General features: G+C 66.2%; 14 protein-coding genes. 2 read left to right on the top strand and 12 right to left on the bottom strand.

The genetic code is table 11. The features are described from left to right. Positions 1 to 741 precede the first annotated feature (741 nt). The 7 genes from LZ005_RS01445 to accD are packed head-to-tail and all read right to left on the bottom strand — an operon-like array spanning position 742 to position 8,013. Positions 742 to 1,557, bottom strand: a complete 816-nt coding sequence (locus LZ005_RS01445; RefSeq protein ID WP_237803929.1) for a hypothetical protein — start codon at positions 1,555 to 1,557, stop codon at positions 742 to 744. Continuing rightward, positions 1,557 to 2,792, bottom strand: a complete 1,236-nt coding sequence (locus tag LZ005_RS01440; RefSeq protein WP_237803927.1) for a cystathionine gamma-synthase family protein — start codon at positions 2,790 to 2,792, stop codon at positions 1,557 to 1,559. The genes LZ005_RS01445 and LZ005_RS01440 overlap by 1 nt, the downstream gene beginning before the upstream one ends. Beyond that, positions 2,789 to 4,315, bottom strand: coding sequence for an amidophosphoribosyltransferase (purF, locus tag LZ005_RS01435; RefSeq protein ID WP_237803924.1), 1,527 nt, complete (start codon positions 4,313 to 4,315; stop codon positions 2,789 to 2,791). Before purF ends, LZ005_RS01440 begins: the two co-directional genes overlap by 4 nt. Positions 4,316 to 4,337: 22 nt before the next feature. Further along, the gene (locus LZ005_RS01430; RefSeq protein WP_237803922.1) at positions 4,338 to 4,826 is read right to left on the bottom strand and encodes a CvpA family protein; all 489 of its coding nucleotides are present in this window, start codon (positions 4,824 to 4,826) and stop codon (positions 4,338 to 4,340) included. Between the two features lie 6 nt (positions 4,827 to 4,832). Then, the gene (locus tag LZ005_RS01425) at positions 4,833 to 5,795 is read right to left on the bottom strand and encodes an SPOR domain-containing protein (protein WP_237803919.1); all 963 of its coding nucleotides are present in this window, start codon (positions 5,793 to 5,795) and stop codon (positions 4,833 to 4,835) included. 11 nt (positions 5,796 to 5,806) lie between these two features. Next, positions 5,807 to 7,093 (bottom strand): bifunctional tetrahydrofolate synthase/dihydrofolate synthase, encoded by a 1,287-nt coding sequence (gene folC / locus LZ005_RS01420; protein ID WP_237803917.1) that lies wholly within the window; start codon positions 7,091 to 7,093, stop codon positions 5,807 to 5,809. A gap of 47 nt (positions 7,094 to 7,140) precedes the next feature. Further along, entirely contained in the window at positions 7,141 to 8,013 is an 873-nt protein-coding gene (gene accD / locus LZ005_RS01415; RefSeq protein ID WP_237803915.1) for an acetyl-CoA carboxylase, carboxyltransferase subunit beta, read from the bottom strand. Between the two features lie 113 nt (positions 8,014 to 8,126). Between accD and LZ005_RS01410 the strand changes: the two genes are divergently transcribed. Together LZ005_RS01410 and LZ005_RS01405 are read left to right on the top strand one after the other, a co-directional pair. Beyond that, positions 8,127 to 8,813, top strand: coding sequence for a polyphenol oxidase family protein (locus LZ005_RS01410; RefSeq protein ID WP_237803912.1), 687 nt, complete (start codon positions 8,127 to 8,129; stop codon positions 8,811 to 8,813). An 8-nt stretch (positions 8,814 to 8,821) separates the two neighbouring features. Continuing rightward, entirely contained in the window at positions 8,822 to 9,523 is a 702-nt protein-coding gene (locus tag LZ005_RS01405) for a hypothetical protein (protein WP_237803910.1), read from the top strand. A gap of 240 nt (positions 9,524 to 9,763) precedes the next feature. On the opposite strand, the gene trpA is transcribed toward LZ005_RS01405, so the two are convergent. The 5 genes from trpA to LZ005_RS21575 are packed head-to-tail and all read right to left on the bottom strand — an operon-like array spanning position 9,764 to position 16,070. Continuing rightward, positions 9,764 to 10,567 (bottom strand): tryptophan synthase subunit alpha, encoded by an 804-nt coding sequence (gene trpA, locus LZ005_RS01400; protein ID WP_237803907.1) that lies wholly within the window; start codon positions 10,565 to 10,567, stop codon positions 9,764 to 9,766. A 10-nt stretch (positions 10,568 to 10,577) separates the two neighbouring features. Then, positions 10,578 to 11,822 (bottom strand): tryptophan synthase subunit beta, encoded by a 1,245-nt coding sequence (trpB, locus tag LZ005_RS01395; protein ID WP_237803905.1) that lies wholly within the window; start codon positions 11,820 to 11,822, stop codon positions 10,578 to 10,580. 45 nt (positions 11,823 to 11,867) lie between these two features. Beyond that, positions 11,868 to 12,506: a phosphoribosylanthranilate isomerase gene (locus LZ005_RS01390; RefSeq protein WP_237803901.1), complete on the bottom strand. Its 639-nt coding sequence runs from the start codon at positions 12,504 to 12,506 to the stop codon at positions 11,868 to 11,870. Next, entirely contained in the window at positions 12,473 to 13,285 is an 813-nt protein-coding gene (gene truA, locus LZ005_RS01385; protein WP_237803885.1) for a tRNA pseudouridine(38-40) synthase TruA, read from the bottom strand. The genes LZ005_RS01390 and truA overlap by 34 nt, the downstream gene beginning before the upstream one ends. Before the next feature lie 4 nt (positions 13,286 to 13,289). Beyond that, positions 13,290 to 16,070 (bottom strand): FimV/HubP family polar landmark protein, encoded by a 2,781-nt coding sequence (locus LZ005_RS21575; protein ID WP_269106455.1) that lies wholly within the window; start codon positions 16,068 to 16,070, stop codon positions 13,290 to 13,292. Positions 16,071 to 16,179: the final 109 nt, after the last annotated feature.

Genomic DNA, 16,179 nt, shown 5'->3' with positions numbered 1-16,179 from the left:
ACCCGCCCTACCCGTGCGGTCGGATTTATGCGCACCTGGCGTTGATGCATTGAACGCGGGTCTGAAGACCCGCCCTACTCCCTGGCACTCGGCTTGATGCGCATTTGGCATTGATGCGCAAAACGCGGGTCTGAAGACCCGCCCTATTCCTTGGCACTCGGCCTGATGCGCATTTGGCATTGATGTACTCAACGCGGGTCTGAAGACCCGCCCTACTCCTTGGCACTCGGCCTGATGCGCATTTGGCATTGGCGCGCAAAACGCGGGTCTGAAGACCCGCCCTACTCCTTGGCACTCGGCCTGATGCGCATTTGGCATTGATGTGCTCAACGCGGGTCTGAAGACCGCCCTACTCGATGAGCCGATGTATAAATCATCGAAAGCATCCAATGCGGCGTAGGGCGGGTCTTCAGACCCGCGTCACATTGAACAAATCACCGAAAACGTCCAGCCCCGGCGTAGGGCGGGTCTTCAGACCCGCGTCGCATTGTTTAAATCACTGAAAGCTCCCAGCCCCGGCGTAGGGCGGGTCTTCAGACCCGCGTCACATTGTTTGAATCACCGAAAACGCCCAGCCCCGACGTAGGGCGGGTCTTTAGACCCGCGACACATTGATCAAATCATCGAAAACGTCCAGCCCCGGCGTAGGGCGGGTCTTCAGACCCGCGTCGCATTGTTTAAATCACCGAAAACGCCCAGCCCCGGCGTAGGGCGGGTCTTCAGACCCGCGTCGCGCGCCACCTAATCCCTCGCAAGAAACCACCGCAATGCAGCCGGCAACAGGCTGGCGTCGGGCACATGGCGGCCGTGATAGGTCTCCAGGCGCGTGCGGTGAAAGCCCCCATTGCGCGTCGCCTCCAGCACATCGCGATGATTGCCCGGCGTGGCGATTTCATCCTCATCGCCCGAGGCGAAGAACACCTTCAACTGCTTGAACTGCTCAGTACGCACCTTGAACGCATGCGCCGCCTCGTTCAAGGTCGGTTCGTTCAGACCGCTCAGATACACACCCACCGGCATCCGCCCCTGGGCCGCAAAGGCCGCCGCCAGCATGGCCGAATACTTAGCGCCGCCAGAGAAACCCGCAAAGGCGATCGGCGCCTGCGCCGCCCAGGCCCAGTGCTGCTCGAGAATCCCCAGCGCCACGGTGTTCAGGGCAAAGCGCTCGGTCGTGTGCTCGTCCGTGCCTTCGGGCGCGCCATCGGGATCGGCCGCCACCAGCACCCAACCCTGGGCCGCCGCCGCATCGGCATAGGCGTCGAGCAGCTTGCGGCTGGACGAATGCCCGCGCACGGCCGTGGCGCTGACCACCAGCAAGGGATAGGATTTGCTCTGATCAAAACGCGGCGGCGTCACCACGCGCACCAGCGCATGGCTGATGGCCGACTCCTGGCCGCGCCCGATGAAGCGGCGCACATCGCTACTGAGTTCGACGCGGAAGTTGTACATGCCGGGCGTGCCATCGCCCTCCTCGCCCGCCACCTGCGGATGGGCCACCTGCCCGAAGCCGGGCAGGCAGACCAGCGCCAGCATGGCGCCCAGCAGGCGGCGCCGCATCAGGCGTCCAGTGCGCTCTGGAAGTCGTCGAGCAGATCGGCCGTGTCTTCGATACCGACCGACACCCGGATCAGCGACTCGGCAATGCCCATGCTGGCGCGCCGCTCGGGCCCCATCTCGTAGAAAATGGTGTGCGCGACCGGAATCACCAGGGTGCGCGTATCGCCCAGATTGGAGGCGGGAATCGCCAGCTTCAGCCGGTTCAGATAATCGAAGCAGTCGATGCCGTCCTTGAGCTCAAAGCTCATCAGCGAACCGTAGGCCTTGAACAGGCTGCTGGCGATGCCATGCTGGGGATGCGAGGCCAGGCCCGGATAGTGCACCGCGGCCACGCGCGGATCGGCCTCGAGCATGCGCGCCAGCGCCAGCGCATTCGCGCTCGTGCGTTCCATGCGCAGGGCTAGGGTCTCGGCGCCGACGGCGATGTGGTGCGCGGCCTCGGGACCGAGCGAGGCGCCGAAGTCGCGCAGGCCTTTCGCGCGCAGCTGGGCCATGCCCCACTGCTTGGGCGCATTCTTCTTGTAGGCCTCGGCGATATTCGGGAAGGCGCTCCAGTCGTACAGGCCGGTATCGGTCAGGCTGCCGCCGAGCGCGATGCCGTGGCCGCCGATCGACTTGGTCAGCGAGTTGATGACGAGCCCGGCACCCACCGCTTTCGGGCGGAACAGGTAGGGCGAGGTCATCGTATTGTCGACCACATACAGCACGCCGCGCTCGCGGCATAGTGCGCCGATGCGCTCGAGGTCGGCCACCTGGGTGCGCGGATTGGCAATCGTTTCGACAAACACCAGACGCGTATTCGGCTGCAGGGCCGCGGCCACATTGTCGGCATTGGTCGCATCGACGAAGGACACGCTGCAGCCCTGGGCGGCCACGGTCTGCCACAGGCTATTGGTATTCCCAAACAGGAAGGACGAGGACACGATGTGGTCGCCCGCGCGCAGCAGGCCCTGGAACAAGGCGCCAATCGCGCCCATGCCAGTGGCGAAACAGAGGGTGGCAATGCCGTCCTCCATCTTGCTGACTTTGTCTTCGAGCGCGGCCACGGTCGGATTGCCCTGGCGGCCATAGCGGAAGCCCGGCTCCTTGCCCTGGAACACAGACGCGAGCTGGCGCGCATCCTGATAGCCAAACGCCACCGAAGTATGCACCGGGCGGTGCAAGGAACCGAACTCGACCGCTTTCTGGCGGTCGTTGTGCAGGATCGTGGTCGTGAAGCCGTAGGTCTTGCTCATTGTTCCGTCGTGGCCTTGTTCAGGTTCAGCTGGGTGCGCGTGGCGTCTTCGATCACCGACTTGGTCGGGTGGTGGCGCGCGAACTCGAGGCGGTCCAGGTATTGCGGGGTCACGTCGCCGGTCACGTAGATGCCATCGAAGCACGAGGCCTCGAAGGACTGCAGCTCCGGATTGACGTCATAGATCGAGCGCTTGAGCGCGTCCACGTCCTGATAGACGAGCGCGTCGGCCGTGATTTCGCGGCAGATTTCCTCGTGCGAACGGCCGAAGGCGATCAGCTCGTCGCGGGTCGGCATGTCGATGCCGTACACATTCGGGTACAGCACCGGCGGCGCGGCCGAGGCGAAGATCACTTTCTTGGCGCCCGATTCGCGCGCCATCTGCACGATTTCGCGCGAGGTGGTGCCGCGCACGATCGAATCGTCAACCAGCAGCACGGTCTTGCCCTTGAATTCGGCGCCGATGGCATTGAGCTTCTGGCGCACGGACTTCTTGCGCATGGCCTGACCCGGCATGATGAAGGTGCGGCCGATGTAGCGGTTCTTGATGAAGCCTTCGCGGTATTCGATGCCGAGCTTGAGCGCCAGCTGAATCGCGGCCGGGCGCGAGGAATCGGGGATCGGCATCACCACGTCGATGTCGCCGGCCGAGAACTGCTGCTTGATCTTGTCGGCCAGGTATTCGCCCATGCGCAGACGGGTCGCATACACCGAGGCGCCATCGATCACCGAGTCCGGACGGGCCAGGTAGACGTATTCGAAGGCGCAGATGTTGAGCGTCGGGTTGTCATGGCACTGCTCGGTATGCACGCCGCCGTCGAGGTCGATGAAGATGGCCTCGCCCGGGGCGATGTCGCGCACGAAGCGGTAGCCCATGCCTTCCAGCGCCACCGATTCCGAGGCGACCATGTATTCGCTCTTGCCGCTCTCGGTTTCCATGATGCCGTAGCACAGGGGACGGATGCCAAACGGATCGCGGAAGGCCAGCAGGCCGTGGCCCGAGATCTGCGCCACCGCCGCGTAGGCGCCGCGCACGCGCTTGTGCAGCACGCGCACGGCCTTGAACAGGGCCGCCGGGTCGAGCGTGGTGCCCGAGCTGGCTTCCTGGATTTCGTGGGCCAGCACATTGAGCAGCACTTCCGAGTCGGAATTGGTGTTGATGTGGCGGCGGTCATTGGTGAACATGTCCTGCTTCAGATGTTCCCAATTGGTCAGGTTGCCGTTGTGGGCCAGGGTGATGCCGAAAGGCGCGTTGACGTAGAAGGGCTGAGCCTCTTCCTCGCTCGAGGAACCGGCGGTCGGGTAGCGCACATGGCCGATCCCGGAGTTGCCGAGCAGCGAGCGCATATTGCGGGTGCGGAACACGTCGCGCACGAGGCCATTGGCCTTGTACATCGAGAAGGTGCCGCTATTGCTGGTCGCGATGCCGGCGGCGTCCTGGCCGCGGTGCTGCAGCAGCAGCAAGGCGTCGTACAGCATTTGGTTGACGGGGGCGTGCGAAACGAGTCCGACGATGCCACACATGATGTGCTCCTAAGATGAGAATTCAATAATGCACGTGCTGGGCCAGGGCTTCCGGCAAATGGGGCTTGACCCAACGAACGCCGGATTCCGCCCAGGGACTCAACAGCGCCGATTTCCAGAAAGCTTGCTTGGGCAGGTCGGTCATCCCGCACAGCATTACACCAGCTAATACAAACACCATGCCCCTCGCCAGGCCAAACAGGGCGCCCAGGCCGCGATCGGCGAGCGTCAGTCCGGTGGCCTTGAGCAGCGCGTCGAGCGCCATGCCAAACAGGCCCACCAGCAGGCGCACGCCGACAAACAAAGCAATAAACGCCAACATCAGCCGCACCGTCTCACCGGGCACGGCGGCCGGCAGCAGCACGGCCAGCTGGGCGCTGTAGGCATTGGCCACCACAAAGGCCAGCACCCAGCCCGCCAGCGACAACATTTCCTTCACCAATCCGCGCAGCAGCCCGATCACCACCGAGCAGCCGAGCACGAACAGGACGATGTAATCGAACAGCGTCACGGCCGCTTAGGCGCCCATCACCGAACCGGCGAGCCCCAGGGCCTTGATGCGGGCGCTGGCCTTGTCGGCTTCCTCGCGGCTGCCGAAGGGGCCGACGCGCACACGGGTCAGGCCATTGCCCGGAATTTTCTGGGTGAACGAGGCGATGCCGGCGGCTTTCAGCTTGTCCTGCACTTCGGCGACTTTCTCGGCGCTGAAGGCGCCCACCTGGACCACGAATTTCTGGCCATCGGCGGCCGGCTTCTCGGCCGGCTTGCCTTCCAGGATGGCCAGTGCGCGCGCGTCATCGGCCGCCTTGGTCGACTTGGCCTCGGCCGCTTTCGGCTCGGGCTTGGCGGCCGGCTTGCTGTCCTTGCTGTCGTGTTTGGCCTCGGCGGCCTTCGGCTCGGGCTTCTTCGCCTCGGGCTTGGGCGCCTCGGCCGTTTTCGGTTCCGGCTTTTTCACGTCGGGCTTGGGCGGCTCCAGCTTCGCGGGCTCGGGCTTGGGCGCCTCGGCTTTCGCCGGTTCGGCCTTGGCCGGCTCGGGCTTGGCCTCGCGCAGGGCCACGGCGGGTGGATCGGCCGGCTTGGCGGCGACCTTGGCCGGGTCGACGATTTCTTCCTTCGGATCGAGAGCGGCACTGGCGGCGGCCGTGGCCGGCGCGGGCGCTGCGGCCGGGGCCGGCAGCGGCGCGGCCTTGTCCTTGGACGGAATCCGGATGTCGATATCGCTCGCGAGCGGCTTGGGCTCGGAATCGAGAATCATGGGCAGGCCGACGGCTGCGGCCAGGGCCAGGGCGAAGGCGCCGACCAGACGGCGGCGCGCGCGTTTCTTCTCTGGCAGCAGCGGATCGGCGCCAGCGCCCTTGCCGCGCCCGCCCGCATTGCTCGGGCGTTTGGAGCGGGCCACGGCCGCGAGATCATCATCGCTGCGGCCGCCGTATGCGGCCTCTTCTTGCTTGTTTTTCTTCAGGAAGGAGAGCAAGCCCATGCGAAATCTTTTCAGTGTGAAGAGGATTTTCTGGCGGCCATCACACCGGCAACGGTGTAGAAGGAACCAAAGACCACAATTCTATCATTCTCTCCAGCACGACTGAGCGCATCAGCGAAGGCGGCGCCGGGGTCGGCGAAGGCCTGGACCGTGCGTTCCGGACGCGGCGGCAGGCTGCTGATGCGGGCAACCAAGTCCTCGGCATTGGCCGCGCGCGGCGAATCGAGCGTGCACACATTCCAGTGGTCGACCTGATCGGCCAGCGGCTTGATGACGCCGTCGATGTCCTTGTCCTGCATGACGCCGAACACCGCATAGGTGTAGCGGTAGAAGCCCATATTGCCGAGGTTCTGGCCGAGCGCCGCGGCCGCGTGCGGATTGTGGGCCACGTCGTAGATGACGACCGGACGGCCCGGCAGCACCTGGAAGCGGCCCGGCAGCTCCACCGTGACGAGGCCGGTGCGCACGTCCTGAGCGCCGACCGGCAAATCCAGCTTGAGCACCTCGAGCGCAGCCAGCGCGGCTGCGGCATTGAGCAGCTGATTGGCGCCGCGCAGGGCCGGATAGGCGAGCGAATTGAAGCGCTTGCCGCGGCCGCCATAGCTCCACTGCTGCTTGTCGCCCATGTAGTTGAAGTCGCGCCCGAGCAGCCACAGATCGGCGCCGATGGCCGTGGCGTGGTCGATCAGGCCCTGAGGCGGCAGCGGGTCGCTGCAGATCGCGGCCTTGCCGGGACGGTAGATACCGGCCTTTTCATAGCCGATCTTGTCGCGCGTATCGCCCAGATAATCCATGTGGTCGAGGTCGATGCTGGTCACGATCGCCACATCGGCATCGACCACATTGACGGCGTCGAGGCGGCCGCCGAGGCCCACTTCGAGGATCACCACATCGAGCGGCGCCTGGCTCAGCAGATACATGATGGCCAGGGTGGTGAATTCGAAATAGGTCAGGTCGGTGTCGCCGCGCTGGGCCTCGACAAAGTCAAAGGCGGCCACGAGGGCGGCATCATCGGCCATCTCGCCATTGAGGCGCGCGCGCTCGTTAAAGTGCAGGAAGTGCGGCTTGATGTAGAGGCCGACACGGTAGCCGGCCGTCAGCAGGATCGACTCGAGCATGGCGCAGGTCGAGCCCTTGCCATTGGTGCCGGCGACCATGATGACGGGACAGGAAAAGGCCAGACCCATGCGCTCCTTGACGGCGCGCACGCGGTCCAGCCCCATATCGATATGCGTGATGGCGTGGCGCGACTCGAGCAGAGCGAGCCAGTCAGGCAGAGTAGCGGGCTTGGTCAACATGGAAATGAAAACGGGCGCGCAGAACGCGCGCCCGTGGGCAGGAAAGATTAAGCGACGACTTCAGCAGGCTGATTCTGCAGCAGGGCCAGCAGACGGGCGATTTCTTCGCGCATCTTGCGGCGGTCGACCACCATGTCGATCGCGCCCTTTTGCAGCAGGAACTCGGCACGCTGGAAACCTTCGGGCAGCTTTTCGCGCACCGTGTTTTCGATCACGCGCGGGCCGGCAAAGCCGATCAGGGCCTTGGGTTCGGCCATCACCACATCGCCCATGAAGGCGAAGGAGGCCGAAACGCCGCCCATGGTCGGGTCGGTCAGGACCGAGATGAAGGGCAGCTTTTTCTCGGACAGTTTGGTCAGCATGGCCGTGGTCTTGGCCATCTGCATCAGCGACAGCAGACCTTCCTGCATGCGCGCGCCGCCGGTGGCGGTGACGCAGATGAAAGGCACTTTCTGTTCGAGCGCCGTCTGGGCGCCGCGCACGAAGCGCTCACCCACGACCGAGCCCATCGAGCCCCCCATGAATTCGAATTCGAAGCAGGCCACGACGACCGGCATGCTCATGATGGCGCCGCCCATGACGACCAGGGCATCGGTTTCGCCCGTGCCTTCCATGGCCGCTTTCAGACGGTCCGGATATTTTTTGGAATCCTTGAATTTCAGGCTGTCGACCGGCAGGGTTTCCTGGCCGATTTCGTAACGCCCACCATCGTCGAGCAGGGCATCGAGGCGCTCACGGGCGCGGATGCGCATATGGTGATCACACTTGGGGCAGACGTGCAGATTCGATTCGAGGTCGGTACGATAGAGGACAGCTTCGCACGAGGGGCACTTGACCCACAGGCCTTCCGGCATCGTTTTGCGCGCGGTAGCGTCCGTGCGCTGGATGCGCGGGGGCAGCAGTTTTTCCAGCCAACTCATACGATCTCCTTGTACGGCAATAAAAACGCCGTAAGTGTAGCCGTTTGGAAGGACCTTGTCGAACCTTAAAGCATTTACAAGATTGTCAATTCCCGCCTAAGATATTGGACACCATGCTGCATTCTCCCCTGCTCCAGACCCTGCCCGGCGTCGTCCACGGCTTCGGCACCCGCTGGGACGCGATGGACCAGGCCTATCCCGACCTGTGGCCGCGCCGCCCCATCCAGCACGAACGACACGGCACCCGCATCGTGCAGGTCGGCCCCGCGGATGGCGATGTCGGCGAGGCCGACGGCATGTTCACCACCGCCCCGGGCCGCCTGCTGGCGATTGCCACGGCCGACTGCGCGCCGATCCTGCTGGCGCGGCGCGACGGCCGCGCGGTGGCCGCCCTGCATGCCGGCTGGCGCGGCGCGCTCGAGGGCATCGTGCTGCGCTTTGGCGAGCTGCTGGCCGCGCGCGGCGACGCCGTGCAGGACTGGGTGGCCGCCATCGGCCCCACAGCCAGCGCCTGCTGCTACACCGTAGACCCCGAATTAATCAGCGAGTTCCGCACCCGATATCCGTGGCTGGCCGCCGAGGTGTCGCCCGGTGGGCGCGCGCTGAACCTGCCCGGCATCGTCGCCGCCCAGCTCGAGTGGATCGGCATCGCCAGCACGCCCGCGCCGGCCTGTACCATGTGCCATGCCGGGCACGGCCCAGCGGTCGACGCGCCCTCCTTCCACAGTTACCGGCGCGACCAAGCCACGCGCACCCCACAAAAGGATCTGCAATGGTCAGTGATCGCCATCGCCGCATGAAGTGCTTGATGAGTCTCAGCGGCGTCCTGATGGCCGCCACCGTACAGGCCGGCGAGAGTACGCAGGTGCTGACCGATCCGCAGACCCTGCGTCCGCTGCCCGTGCAGATCTACCACCCGCTGCCGCCGTGCAGCGCGGCGCGGCCCTGCCCGGTGGCCATGCTCAGTCCCGGTTACGGCATCGACTACCGCAGCTACCGTTTTCTGGCCGCGATCCTGAATGCACGTGGTTACGTGGTGCTGGCGATCGACCACGCGGCCGAGGACAGCAGCGCCTTCGACTTCAACGCGCCGCTGCGCCCGCAGATGCAGAAGAAATGGGAGAGCGGCCTGCGCCATTTCAGGCTCGTGCGCAGCCAGTTCGAGAAGAGCCAGTCCGGTTGGGACTGGGACAAGCTGCTGCTGGTCGGCCATTCGCTGGGCGGCGACCAGTCAGCCGAGTATGCGCGCCAGGCGCCCGTGGCCGGGCTGATCACGCTGGACAACCGGCGCGCGGTGCTGCCGCGCAGCGTCCCCCTGCTGAGTCTGCGCGCGAGCGACACCGAAGCCGACCCCGGCGTGCTGCCGGCAAAAGACGAGGCCCCCAGTGCCTGCATCGTCAAGTTACCCGATGCGCGCCACAACGACATGAGCGACGCCGGCCCGGCCGAGCTACGCCAGCGCCTGAGCGCACAGATCGCACGCTGGCTCGACGGCGCCTGCCCCCTCTAAACTTTCCCCGCAAACAAATCGGGGTCAGACCCCATTTGTTTGCGCGGCAATGCGCCAAGCCAAAAACTTGCCCGACGGAGAAATTGGGGTCTGACCCCATTTTTTAAATTTCCCCGCAAACAAATCGGGGTCAGACCCCATTTGTTTGCGCGGCAACTCCACCACCTGAAAACTTGCCCGACGGAGAAATTGGGGTCTGACCCCGATTTGTTTGCGGGGAAACCCGGAGCGCTTTGCTGCTTAGCGCGGGGCGTCGAGCGCGTGGCGGATGCCGCTGACGAAGGCCTGCACGGCGGCGCAGGCTTGCTCGGGCGGCGTCGCTTCCAGCTCCTGGATGATGCGCGATCCGATCACGACGGCGTCCGCCACCTCGGCCACCGCTCGCGCCGTGGCGGCGTCGCGGATGCCGAAGCCGACGCCGATCGGCAGCTTGACGTGCTCGCGGATCGCACTCAGGCGGCGCGCCACGTCGGCCGTGTCGATGTGGCCGGCACCGGTCACGCCCTTGAGCGAGACGTAGTAGCTGAAGCCGCCACCGACGCGCGCCACCTGGGCGATGCGCCGCGGCGTCGAGGTCGGCGCCAGCAGGAAGATCAGGTCGAGCCCGGCCTCGCGCATGGCGCCGGCAAAGCGCTCGCACTCCTCGGGCGGATAGTCGACCACGATGGCGCCGTCGGCCCCGGCGTCCACGCTGGCGGCGATGAAGGTCTCGGGACCGATGCGCTCGATCGGATTGGCGTAGCCCATCAGCACCACGGGCGTGTGCTGGTTGGTCTTGCGGAACTCCTTGACGAAGCCGAACACGTGGTGGATGCCGACGCCCTTGGCCAGCGCGCGCTCGCAGGCGCGCTGGATCACGGGCCCTTCAGCCATCGGGTCGGAAAACGGCACGCCAAGCTCGAGCACGTCAGCCCCGCCCGCCACCAGGGCGTGCATCAGGGGGACGGTCAGCTCGGGCGCGGGATCGCCGGCCGTGATGAAGGTGACCAGGCCGGTCTTGCCGGCGTGTTTGAGTGCCGAAAAGGTGGCAGCGATACGGGACATGTCTGCCTCCTTAGTTGAAGTTCATGCCCATGCGGGCGGCCACGGTGTGCATGTCCTTGTCGCCGCGCCCCGACAGATTGACAAGGATGACCTTGTCCTTGGGCAGGGTGGCGGCCAGCTTGCCCGCGTAGGCGAGCGCATGCGAGGACTCGAGCGCGGGGATGATGCCTTCGATATGGCAGCAGTCGTGGAAGGCGGCCAGGGCTTCGTCATCGGTCACGCTCACGTACTGGGCGCGCGCGCTGTCCTTCAGCCAGGCATGCTCGGGGCCGACGCCCGGATAGTCGAGACCGGCCGAAACGGAATGGGTCTCGATGATCTGGCCATTCGCGTCCTGGAGCAGATAGGTGCGGTTCCCGTGCAGCACGCCGGGCACGCCGGCCGTCAGCGAGGCCGCATGCTTGCCCGAGGCGATGCCCTCCCCGGCCGCCTCGACGCCGACCAGCTGCACGCCGGGCTCGCCGATGTAGGGATAGAAAATGCCCATCGCGTTCGAGCCGCCGCCGATGCAGGCGACCACGTAGTCGGGCTGGCGCCCGGTCATTTCGGGCATCTGCACGCGGCATTCCTCACCGATCACAGACTGGAAGTCGCGCACCAGCATCGGATACGGATGCGGGCCGGCCACGGTGCCGATGATGTAGAAGGTGTTCTCGATATTCGTGACCCAGTCGCGCATGGCTTCATTGAGCGCGTCCTTGAGCGTCTTGGAACCGGACTCGACCGGCACCACGGTGGCGCCCAGCAGCTTCATGCGGTAGACGTTCTGGGCCTGGCGCTTGACGTCCTCGCTGCCCATGTAGACCACGCATTCGAGCCCGAAGCGCGCGCAGATGGTGGCCGTGGCCACGCCGTGCTGGCCGGCGCCGGTCTCGGCGATGATGCGCGGCTTGCCCATGCGCTTGGCCAGCAGGGCCTGGCCGATCACGTTGTTGATCTTGTGCGCGCCCGTGTGGTTGAGGTCTTCGCGTTTGAAGAAGATCTGCGCGCCGCCGGCCTGCTGGCTCCAGCGCTTGGCGTGGTAGATCGGCGAGGGACGGCCGACGAAGTGCTTGAGCTCGTACCGGAACTCCTCGAGGAAGGCCGGGTCCTGGCTGTATTGTTCGTAGGCGGCCTTGAGCTCGTCGAGCGCGAAGGTCAGGGTCTCGGCGACGAAACTGCCGCCGTAGGGGCCGAAGTGGCCGCTGGCGTCGGGCAGCTCGTAATTCGGGGTGTGAAACAGGGGCGCCGCAGCGCCCGGTGCGCGTTGTGTCATGCTACAGGTCCTTTGATCCGCTGGGGGCGGGCCAGACGACCCGCCTTATGCTGCCCGCACCGCCGCGATGAAATCGGCCATCAGGCGGGCATCCTTGATCCCTTTGCTCGCTTCGACGCCACTGCTGACGTCAACCGCGTAGGGGCGAACACTGGCCACCGCGCCAGTCACGTTGGGTACGCTCAAGCCACCACTTAAAACGGCCCGAGGCGCGAGTTCGCTTGGGATAAGAGACCAATCAAAAACCTTTCCGGCGCCACCGTAAGCGTCGACCCAGGTATCCAGCAGGAGGCCGGCGAACCAGGGACTGGCGGCGCGATATGCTGCTTCAGATTCTAGCAGATCAGCCGGGCGTGTGTCGGGGCGCACGCGGTAGGCACGGATGAAGGGTTTGGACACGGCCGCCGCCAGGGCCGCGCACTCGGCCGGCGTCTCGTCGCCATGGAATTGCAGCAGGCCGACGGCGGCCTGGCGCACCTCGGCCTCGCTGGCATTGACGAACAGGCCGACCGTGCTGACAAAGGGCGGCACGGCCTGGATCAGTTCGGCCGCGCGCTCGACACTCACATAGCGCGGGCTGTTCGGGTAGAACACGAAACCGAGCGCGTCGGCGCCGGCCGCGACGGCAGCGGCCACATCCTCGGTGCGGGTCAGACCGCAGATTTTAATCCGGGTACGATGCATGCAAAATCTTCCTGGGGCAGACCCCATTTGGCCTCGTATTCGATACGGGCAAGATAGAGGCCGTCGGGCATGAAGGTGGGCGCGGCGTCGCTGCGGTTGCGCCCGGCCAGCAGGCTGGCCATCCACTCGGGCGCGCGCTTGCCGACCCCGACTTCGAGCAGGCTGCCGACGATATTGCGCACCATGTGGTGCAGAAATGCGCTGGCGCGCAGCGTGAACACCAGCAGCTCGCCATGCTCGGCCAGCTCGATCGTGTACATCTGCTTGACCGGCGACTTGGCCTGGCATTGCGAGGAGCGGAAGGCCGAAAAATCGTGCTCGCCGATCAGGTGGGCGGCCGCGGCGCGCATGGCCGCCACGTCGAGCGGACGGAAGGTCCAGCCGGCGCGGCCGGCCAGCAGGGCCGAGCGGTGCGGGTGGCGGTGCAGCACATAGTGGTAGGTGCGCGAACGCGCCGAAAAGCGCGCATGGAATTCCTCGCCCGCCAGGCTCGGCAGCGTATGCGCCCAGCGCACGCTGATCGAGGGCGGCAGGAAGGAATTGGCGGCGCGCACCCAGGCGTGCATTTCGCGCTCGATGTCGGTGTCGAAATGGACGACCTGCTCGATGGCGTGCACGCCGGCATCGGTGCGGCCGGCGCAGGTGGTGGCGATGGGGACGGTGGCAAAGCGGGCCAGGGCCGCCTCCAGCTGGTCCTGGACCGTGTTGCCCGAGGGCTGGGTCTGATACCCGCCCCAGGCGGCGCCGTCATACTGGACGCCGAGTGCGATACGTTTCACAACATTAACCGAGAAGGGCAAGCATTTCCTGGGCGCGCTGAATCTGGCGCGGGCTGCCGCCTTTGATGACTTCGTCGATCAGTTCGCGTGCGCCTTCCTTGTCGCCAATCTCCTGATAGGCCACGGCCAGGTCGAGCTTGGTTTCCATTTCCTGATGTTCGGGCGACAGCAGCGCATCGTCCTCGTCAGCGGCGGGCGCGGCCGGGGCCGGGGCTTCCGCCGCCGGGGCCGGCAGGTCGAGGTCGATGCTCGACAGGTCGAAATCGGCCAGCGAAGGCGCAGCCGTCGGGGCCGCGCTCGGGGCCGGGCTGACCAGGTCGAGGTCGTCGAGCGACAGGTCGGCCAGCGGGTCTTCTTCAGCGGCCGGCGCGGGCGCCGGGGCCGGGCTGGCCGGCAGGTCGAAGTCCATCGCGTCGAGCGCGGCCAGGGCATCGGGTACGGCGGCGGCCGGGGCCGGCGTGGGCGCGGGCGTGGCCGGCAGATCGAATTCGGCGGCCAGGGCGGCCAGGTCGAGGTCGCTGCTGGGCGCGGCGGACGGGGCCGGGCTCGGGGCGCTGCCGCCGAGGTCGAGGTCGTCCAGACCCAGGCTGTCGAGGTCGAGCGCTTCGAGGTCGGCCGCGGCGCTGCTGGCGGCGGCCGGCGCGGGCGCCGGGGCCGGGCTGCTGCCCAGATCGAGGTCGAGGCCCATGTCCAGGTCCATGCCCAGATCGGGCAGCGGGGCCGGGGTCGGGGCTTCGGTGGCGACCGCGGTCGGCGCCTCGTCGAAGGACAGGTCGGCCAGCATATCGTCGACCGGGGCGCTCGGGGCCGGGGCCGGCACCGGCGCGCCCGAATTCGGCTTGCCGTGATTCTTGAAGTCGATATCGCCGAGGTCGAAGTCGAGCGCATTCGGATCGATGCCCGGCGCTTCGGTCGGAGCCGGGGTCGGGGCCGGGGTCGGCGCTTCGCTCGGCAGTTCCAGATCCATCGGCGCGGCCATCGCCTGTTCGAGCGCGGCGGCCAGCATATCGGCTTCCGGATTGGCGGCCGGGGCCGGGGCCGGCGCAGCGGCGGCCGTCTGGTAGAGCGGATTGAGCGGGTCGATGCTCAGGCCCAGGGCGGCAGCCTGCTGCCACTCGTCGCCCTCGCCATTGGTGTAGCTGTGCAGTTCCTTGGCCTGGCCTTCGAAGGCGCGCGTGTCCTTGCGGTTGGCATAGATTTCCAGCAGCTTCAGGCGCACCGGCAGGCGCTCCGGATGGGTGCGCAGAGCTTCCTTCAGAATTTCCTCGGCCTGGGCGTCGCGGCCATAGGCGATGTAGACATCGGCCTCGGCCACCGGGTCGACTTCGTTCGTGTCAAGCTGGCTGGCGGACGGCGCGAAGCTGGAATTGAACACGCTGTTATTGGTGTCCACGCTCTGCCCGCCCTGCTCCGCGAACATCTCGGGCGCTTGCGTGCCCGGGTCCTTGAGCACGCTCGGTTCGACCGGCGCCGGTTCCGGCGCGGCCGCCTTGCGGCGTTTCATCACGATGTACAGGGCGCCGAGCAGCAGCGCGCCGAGGGCACCGCCGAGCAGCTGGATATTGTCCATCAGCGTGTCGAGCAGGGTCGGCGGCGGGGGCGGCGGCGGCAATTTCTTGACCGGCGGCTTGGGCTTGGCGACCGGCTTGGGCGGCTCCGGCTTGACCTCCGGTTTGACCTCGGGCTTGGCTTCCGGCTTCGGCTCGGGCAGCGGCTGGCCTTTCACGGTCAGCATCTTCTCCAGATCGCCGACGTTCTTTTCGAGTTCCTTGATGCGCGCCTTGGCGTCCTTCAGTTCCTGTTCGCGCGCCAGCGTATCTTCCGCGCTGCCGCCCTTGCCGGCCGTGGCGCCGGTGGCGCTCGCCTTGGACAGCTTGAGCTGGTCCTTGGCGGTGTTGGCCGCAGTCGGCTTTTCCTCGACCTTGGTGCTGACCTTGCCGCTGCCGCTCTGGGCTTCCTCGGGCGCCTTGGCGGGGGTGGCGGCGGCCACCTGGCCGGCCAGCCGGCCGCTGTAGGCGCGGAAGTCGGCCGCATGGGCCAGCACCATCGCGTGGGCCTCGCCTTCATTGCTCTGCGCCAGGCTGTCGCTGCCGGGCACAGCCAGCACCTGGCCCGACTTCAGGCGGTTCATGTTATTGCCGAGGAAGGCATCCGGATTGGCGCGGTACAGAGCCACCAGCATGGTGTCGAGCGAGACTTCGCGCGGCTTGAGCTGGGCCGCGATCTTGTACAGCGTATCGCCGGCCTTGACCTTGTATTCGCTGGCGCCGGCCGGCTTGGCGGCCTCGGGCTTGCGCGCCTCGGCCGGCGCCGCCTTGGGCGCGAGCTTGTCGCCAATGCTCTGCACGGCCACCGGGGCCGCGGCCTGGGCCGACTGGGCCTGGCGCAGCTCGGCCGGGTCGAGCAGGAAAGTGTATTCGCGCACGATGCGCCCGCCGTTCCAGCTCAGTTCGAGCAGCATGTCGACGAAGGGCTCATTGATCGGCTGCGAAGAGCTGATCCGGATGATCTGCTTGCCATTGCGCGCATCGACCTGGAAGCGCAGGGCCAGCAAAGCCGGGTTGAATTCGATATTGGCCAGACGGAAGGCTTCGGGCGAGGCCAGTTTGGCCGTGATGCCAGCGGCCTCATCGGCGGCGACGGCCGTCAGTTCAATCTCCGCGCGCAGGGGCTGGCCCAGCGCCGACTGCACCGTCAACTTCCCCAGGCCAGCGGCGTAAGCCGCGGAGGAGACCAGGAACGCGCCCGCAAGGGCACCGACCAGGTTCTTCAACGCAAACGACATGGGATGTTTTACTTGCATATTGGCGCTTAACTCTTTGATTGGCTTAGGAACAGTTACATTCCCGGAAGTCTCACCTTAACATCTGGTGCTGGGGCGTGCAAGCATTGCG

The sequence above is a fragment of the Massilia sp. TS11 genome (genome assembly GCF_022012445.1).
Taxonomy (GTDB): Bacteria; Pseudomonadota; Gammaproteobacteria; order Burkholderiales; family Burkholderiaceae_D; genus Telluria.
The sequence above is the reverse complement of the archived record's forward strand: the minus strand, read 5'-3'. Positions and strand labels throughout refer to the sequence as shown.

Excerpts from the sequence above, each read along its gene's own strand:
- folC (WP_237803917.1), bottom strand. The coding sequence starts at position 7,093 with ATGTTGACCAAGCCCGCTACTCTGCCTGACTGGCTCGCTCTGCTCGAG.
- LZ005_RS01410 (WP_237803912.1), top strand. The coding sequence starts at position 8,127 with ATGCTGCATTCTCCCCTGCTCCAGACCCTGCCCGGCGTCGTCCACGGC.
- trpB (WP_237803905.1), bottom strand. The coding sequence starts at position 11,822 with ATGACACAACGCGCACCGGGCGCTGCGGCGCCCCTGTTTCACACCCCG.
- LZ005_RS21575 (WP_269106455.1), bottom strand. The coding sequence starts at position 16,070 with ATGTCGTTTGCGTTGAAGAACCTGGTCGGTGCCCTTGCGGGCGCGTTC.
- LZ005_RS01440 (WP_237803927.1), bottom strand. The coding sequence starts at position 2,792 with ATGAGCAAGACCTACGGCTTCACGACCACGATCCTGCACAACGACCGC.
- accD (WP_237803915.1), bottom strand. The coding sequence starts at position 8,013 with ATGAGTTGGCTGGAAAAACTGCTGCCCCCGCGCATCCAGCGCACGGAC.
- LZ005_RS01405 (WP_237803910.1), top strand. The coding sequence starts at position 8,822 with ATGAGTCTCAGCGGCGTCCTGATGGCCGCCACCGTACAGGCCGGCGAG.
- LZ005_RS01390 (WP_237803901.1), bottom strand. The coding sequence starts at position 12,506 with ATGCATCGTACCCGGATTAAAATCTGCGGTCTGACCCGCACCGAGGAT.
- trpA (WP_237803907.1), bottom strand. The coding sequence starts at position 10,567 with ATGTCCCGTATCGCTGCCACCTTTTCGGCACTCAAACACGCCGGCAAG.
- LZ005_RS01425 (WP_237803919.1), bottom strand. The coding sequence starts at position 5,795 with ATGGGCTTGCTCTCCTTCCTGAAGAAAAACAAGCAAGAAGAGGCCGCA.
- purF (WP_237803924.1), bottom strand. The coding sequence starts at position 4,315 with ATGTGTGGCATCGTCGGACTCGTTTCGCACGCCCCCGTCAACCAAATG.
- LZ005_RS01445 (WP_237803929.1), bottom strand. The coding sequence starts at position 1,557 with ATGCGGCGCCGCCTGCTGGGCGCCATGCTGGCGCTGGTCTGCCTGCCC.